Origin of the sequence: Pseudoalteromonas amylolytica, from assembly GCF_001854605.1 — a bacterium.
In the GTDB taxonomy this organism is placed as follows: Bacteria; Pseudomonadota; Gammaproteobacteria; order Enterobacterales; family Alteromonadaceae; genus Pseudoalteromonas; species Pseudoalteromonas amylolytica.
On record NZ_MKJU01000001.1, the window covers coordinates 1 to 6241 of the forward strand.

The following is a 6241-nucleotide window of genomic DNA, read 5'->3' on the forward strand; positions in this document are numbered from 1 at the left end:
AAAGTAAGGATAACTAGGAATTATAATGAATTCTGTTAGTGAAAAGATTATGGATTCACAACGCCCACTGATTTCTCTAAATGCTTATAACGAATGCTTTCGTAGCGCACTTCGAAGGTTAGCAATCTTTTTTAACTCAGGTAAACAATACACATGTTCACATCGTTGGCTTGAGTTAAGTGACGAGGGAATTCGTGATGAGTTTAAGGCTAAAAGGCTTGATCCATTACTAATTTCCTTTCGCAAGCTTCAAGCTGCTACTGAAAAGCTTAATCAGGCTCCTGATAGTGAGCGAGCCGAACATGAATTCTATGGACGATTTCAATTTCAACAACGTTCAGCACCATCCCGAAGACATGTTACCTTTGACTGTACTGAGGTCTTTTATGATTGGTCGTTACTATCTTTACATATGCCAAGAGTAACTACAGGTTGTGAACTCACAAGCAACAGTGAGAAATTACTAAGTCAAGCTGCAACTAATTATCTAGTGAAAAATTTCTGGCATAACGTTGTCCATAAACTGTTTCAAGGTATACATGAGCTAAACTTTCATGAATTTGGAGGTGGGGCTAGATATGAGAGTGATTTTACGGCTGATAACTTGGCAAATATTATGTTACTCGTTTCCTACGGCATAACACCTAGTGCAAAAGGTGGTGTGTTGTCTAAAGCTAAAGTTGACAATATAACCAAAACCTTCGAGTTAAACCGATGTAACAGAGTGTTTGCTGAGAGAGCTAGAGTAAGAAATGAAAATAATAGCGAACTCGAAGAGTTCCAAGAAAGTATTTGGCGATTCAAACGACAGTTGGCTAATAGAGTAAGCATATTAAGTTTATCAAAAGGCGCTTCAGTAACAGATTTGGCTATTTATCTTACTGGTAAAATCCAAGATCGAAAAGACAAACGTGGTGGATATTTCCATAGTGGCCGTGTAATAGTCCGGATGAATGGAGTTTATATTAATAGCGACCTTCCGCCATATTTAGAAGTAACGAGTAATGGCTACTCTGTTGAGCGAAATAATGATATTGCCAACTTTAGAAATGAAAGAATAGAAGAGATTTCTAGAGTCTGTTGCATAGCCTATACGTCAAAACTAAGAAATGATCCATCACTACGAAAATATGCCCAAGATAGTCTTGAATCTACTATAGAAAGACTTAGAAATATATAATTATCAAAACAACTAAATACCTATGCTCCCAAAAATTAGCAAAATAAAATATATAGAATCAAATCCAAATAGCTTCCATTGGGATTTAACTGGTGTTTCTGGGCTTGAATTTGAGATAGAGATTAACAACTTCATCAAAAGAGAGCTTCAAGAAAAAATAGGTCCTTTTGGTCCTATAAGAATGAAAGTGACAAGTAAAACTGGAGACAGGGGAAAAGATGCAGTAATTATTTTTACGGAATCTTTCGTTCTTTTTGGCATCAATTTTCAGGTACCAAGGGATAAAAAATTTGGAACAATTCATGTAGAGATCAAGAAGAGAAACCGAAGTTCATTATCTTTAGATGACTTCAGTAGCTCCATTACTCAATCAAATGCAGATGGTTCTAACCCTGACTATTTACTACTTATAACAAACACTTATTTGAGTCCAAACTCTGTATTTCATGCTGAGAAAGATCTGAGCGCTAAGAAGTGCCAATTCAAATTGGTCGATAAATTTTCACTAGCGAAAAGTTTAATTGTTAGAGAGCATCCTCTTAGTAATTCAATAAAAGAAAATTTACCTGAATATGAATTAAACATCTCATATTGTCTATTAACAGAGTGGCAAGCTGAGGATTTAGTGTTTTTTAACACTGATGAAAGGGAAGAACAAAAAAAAGATATCTATCTTTATATTCAATTTCATAATTACTCTGACAGAAAGAGAGTTATAGATATTAATTTACAATCAGATATTAACTGGATTCTATCGTCTAGTTCATCTGATGATGTAGTTTTAGATTCTTCCATTAAAGTACACCTTTCACCTAAAGCGGTGATAGCAAAAAAACTAAAGCTGACTCAAAAAGGTTTGAGTGCACTTGATGAGTTTAGGCTATTGATTAAAAGTGATGGCTTAGAGAAATTTGTCGGTATTTCTGATGAGTATGCTAGTTTTTCATTTGACCCCCCTATATTTGGGGTCAAGCATATAGAGGTTAAAAATGAGCTATTAAGCTCATTACATTGTAGCTCAAAGAGTAAACTTGTTCATTTATATGGTGGAGCTGGTGTAGGAAAAAGTAAAATTTTAAAAGAAGTTGAGCGCTTGTCAGAAGGTTCTCACGTAAATTTCATGTCTTTCGAACTGAGACCCAAAAAGGAAAGTGATATATATAAGGGGATATGTAAAAAATCAGCGAAGGAAATAAAGAAAGAATTGCCATTTAATATCTCAAATTTTGAGAAGAAACTAAAGTTACTATGTGAAGAGTCACAAGAACATTTAGCTATAATAATTGAAGATGTACATCATGCTTCAAAAGAGTTTATTGACTTTATAAAGAAATATATTGAATCAGATTTTTGTTATTACACTAATTTAACATTGATAGTTACTGGTCGTGATGACAATACATTTTTCAATGAAAGCTATTACTCATTAATATCATTAATAGAAGATAAAGAAGAAGGTCACTTCTCTAGCTACAAGATATACCCATGGAGTGATAAAGATTGTGAGCATTTTATCCGGTATACAGTAAACGATATACCAGAATTTTCTTTGAGATCAATAATGAAGATAAGTGGGAACACTCCTTTTGGTGCTGTTCAATCAATGCAGTATCTTTTAGATTTAGACATTGTTGAAATAGTAAATAGAAATACATTAGGTATATTAAACGCAGAGTTCTTTGCCTCAAGATGCTCTCTACCTGATGAGATAAAATCTTTGCTAAATTTACGAGTCGAAAATGCTGTAAATTTTTTAGAAAAAAACATTTGTCATCTTCTGTCCGCTATGTCATTTATTGGCATGAGTATTAGTGAAGGCGATGCTTTGGCTTTATTCAACGAAGTAGGAGGTTTTGAAACTCTCTGTGAATTAGAGAGGCGAGGTTTTTTAGTAAATGAAGGCGGCAAAGTAAAGTTTAGCCATGAGAACTTTCAAATATATTTTAAGGAAGCTTTAGAGGATAAGGATATCGCATATAAAGCTGCTGTTAAAGTTCTATCTGAAGAGTCTGTTTACCTGAAACTTTCAGAATTTGATATTGGACTCTTAAAATTTCTAGCTCAAGACTTCGAGGCATCATTTAGTTTCTTTTATAAAATATGGGAAGAAGCGAAAAATATCGAAAATATCAGCTCTATAGATTTGCCGTCATATTATTTCGATTTTTTTGATGCGTTAATAATGACTTCTCTAGAGCTGAGAAAAGATATTGATGTAACAAGGAAACTATGTCTTATTGAAACATACTTAGCGCTTCATAATAAACCACTATCAATTGCTTTAAGTGTTACTGAAAAAAACCTTGCCTTATTAAAAGAAAATAGAGATAAGAATAGTGAGTTTTGTAACTACATTATAAAAGTCGAGCAGCTTAAGGCTCATATATTATTAAATATGGGGTATATTTCATCAGCTCAGAAGATAATGCTAGAAATTTCAGCAATATCACAATTGCATGAAGAAATAGAAAAAGATACAGAGCTAATGTTTGATCTTTATGATCGATTGCAAAATGTCTATCATCAATTTAATCATAAAGAGCTTTTTATAAAGTATTCAGAACTATCAAAGAGAGTAGCGATGAAAGTTGGAGACCCTAAACTTAAGTCGTTAGTTATATCATCAAGAACAAAAGAATATCTATTCGATGATCCTAAGCGATATTTGGAGGAAACCAAAAAAGCTACAGAGTGGTCGGTTATGAATGCTAGCTCTAGGCATATTTGTCATATGAAATTAAACCTCTTAATTGCTCAACTAATATATAATGAGGGGAAAGAAAACTTATACCTAGAAGCGATAGCTTCTCTGAAGTCTTTACTGAAAGAATCTATATTGAATGGCTATGCTTTTTCTATTACACGCTCCCAGTTTGCCATTGCTGTCGCCTATACCCTCTTAGGTTTAGATAAGCGTGAAAATAGAAGGCTAGCATTACATTTTGTTAATAAAGCTTTAGACACATCGATAAAATTTGGCAATGGTTTTTTTTACTGGCAGTTACATAACCTCAAAGCGCTCATTGAACTAAATCAACCTGATTGCAATATAGGGACTGTCGAACAGCACTTTTCTACGGCGCTTTTTTATCTAGCGAAACAAGGACTATGCTTCTTAGGGGCGTTGGACAGCCTCAGCCCAAACTTATCCGTGATCAGTAATATTGTCAGATTCTATGATCTAAATTATAGCGATAGTAGAACGTATAATTTTCTGAAAAACCTGTCATATTACAACAAAGGGCTACATGGAAAAGATGAAGAGCTAAGAGAACTTCTAGAAAGTGTTCGGAAATACCAGTTGATTGGTAGAAAGAAACCCTTAATTTCACCTTTTATTGAACCAAATACAGGATACCTTCTCTCTATTCGTTAGATCTGTTTGGCAAAATAAGAAAATCTTCTATGATGAGAAAGTCTAGATTGCATCTTTCAAAAGTGTTTAGCGCATCTCTGGGGGTTTCTACAAGGGGCTCATCAGCACCATTAAAGGATGTATTAAGAATAATGGGGAACCCGCTGAGTTTTTTAACATCATGTAATAGCTCAAATATAAACGGTTCAGAATCTTTATTTACAGATTGGATTCTTGCTGTCCCATCCACATGTGTAATGGCTTGTAACTTGTCTTTATATTTTGACTTGACCGAAGTTGACAGCAGCATATAGGGAGATGACTGTAATAAATCAAAATATTCGTACTGCTCTTCTTCCAGAACCATAGGCGCAAAAGGTCTAAACACTTCTCTATTTTTTACGTACCTGTTTATGTGCTCTCTTGTACTTAACTTTCTTGGACTCGCGATAATGCTCCTATGTCCTAGTGCTCTTGGGCCAGATTCACTTCTGCCTCTAAAGATTCCACCAACAAAGCCTTCTTCTAACAAGCTTGCAACTAGAGTTGTAGTACATTTCACATATTCATAATTAAACTCTTTTAATGTTCTCTCAATGTACAAATTCGGATAAGAAATGCCTAAATAAGGAGTAAAACTCTGCTCGATTTTTGCTCCTTTTCGCTCTATATAAAAGCCATAAAATGCGGCACCTATGGACTGCCCATCATCGCCTGATGCAGGACAAATATGAATAGATTCGAAGAGCTTACTTTTAAGTATTTTATGGTTGAGAACACAGTTCAAAAATAGTCCGCCTGCCAAACAGAGATTACGAGAGTCAGTTTTCCGAGAAAGTTTTTCTAGCAAATTAAAAACACTTGACTCTATAGCTAATTGCACCGTGGCTGCAACATCACTTTTATAAGCCATTACAAAACTTTTATAGCTTTGCTGTTCATTTCTGGCCATGTCATCTAGCTCAAACACGAGATCTTGAACTTGCAAATCAATACTATCGGTGGGATTCGATACCCTAATAGGTAAATTGACTAAGCTTGAGCCAAATGACGATAACCCCATAGTTTTTCCGCTCTGCCCCCACCCAAATCCAATGCCATATGTTAGCTGCTCGTACTTTCTTGCTAAACTTATTTGTTTAGTTTTGTCACTCTCGATTATATAGTCAGGATGGTAGAAGGTTCTTCGATCTGAGTAGCTACTTGGTATATCTTGTGATCTTTGCCATAGTAATTCTATCCCTTTTTCGGTGCCAATAAAGGCTGACTCAGCCTCTAGTTTATTTCCGTCTAGGACATCTCCCGCACCGTCAGCTACAAATATCAAAGCGTCCGTAAAGTTACTAGTATAAAACGTAGAGTAAGCGTGAGCTAAGTGGTGAGAAACTCCAAGAACCGTAGCATTAGGAAGTCCCATCTCATTTTTGAAGTCTTCTGCTAGTCCATTTATTACTTTATCAATATTGACAAAAGCGTATGAAATAACGAATTGTGAAACCTCTGAAAGCTCAATGTCGAGATAATCAAGTAATCTGAACAAAGATTTTTTTGGAAATTTAACGCTGGGAGAGTGTTTTATTCTATCTAACCTTTCTTCTGCTAAATGACCTAATAAAACACCATCTTTTACAACTGCTGTACTTCTATCATGCCCTATATGAATACCAACAACAATTTTACTCATAATTCCTAGTTATCCTTACTTT

Annotated in this window: 3 protein-coding genes; 2 read left to right on the top strand and 1 reads right to left on the bottom strand. The window is 34.8% G+C overall.

Going from position 1 to position 6241, the window contains the following annotated elements; translation table 11 throughout:
- The first annotated feature begins 25 nt into the window (after window positions 1-25).
- Window positions 26-1180 carry a hypothetical protein gene (locus BET10_RS00005; protein ID WP_070982773.1) on the top strand — a complete coding sequence of 385 codons (1155 nt, stop codon included), beginning with the start codon at window positions 26-28 and terminating at the stop codon, window positions 1178-1180.
- Window positions 1181-1202: 22 nt separating this feature from the next.
- Window positions 1203-4556, top strand: coding sequence for a hypothetical protein (locus BET10_RS00010; RefSeq protein WP_070982774.1), 3354 nt, complete (start codon window positions 1203-1205; stop codon window positions 4554-4556).
- Here the strand turns inward: BET10_RS00010 and BET10_RS00015 are convergent.
- Window positions 4546-6219 carry a carbamoyltransferase C-terminal domain-containing protein gene (locus BET10_RS00015; protein WP_070982775.1) on the bottom strand — a complete coding sequence of 558 codons (1674 nt, stop codon included), beginning with the start codon at window positions 6217-6219 and terminating at the stop codon, window positions 4546-4548. The genes BET10_RS00010 and BET10_RS00015 overlap by 11 nt on opposite strands.
- Between the last annotated feature and the right edge of the window lie 22 nt (window positions 6220-6241).

What these genes read in the sequence shown, in the direction of transcription:
- BET10_RS00015 (WP_070982775.1), bottom strand. Translation starts at nt 6,219, where the DNA reads ATGAGTAAAATTGTTGTTGGTATTCATATAGGGCATGATAGAAGTACA.
- BET10_RS00005 (WP_070982773.1), top strand. Translation starts at nt 26, where the DNA reads ATGAATTCTGTTAGTGAAAAGATTATGGATTCACAACGCCCACTGATT.
- BET10_RS00010 (WP_070982774.1), top strand. Translation starts at nt 1,203, where the DNA reads ATGCTCCCAAAAATTAGCAAAATAAAATATATAGAATCAAATCCAAAT.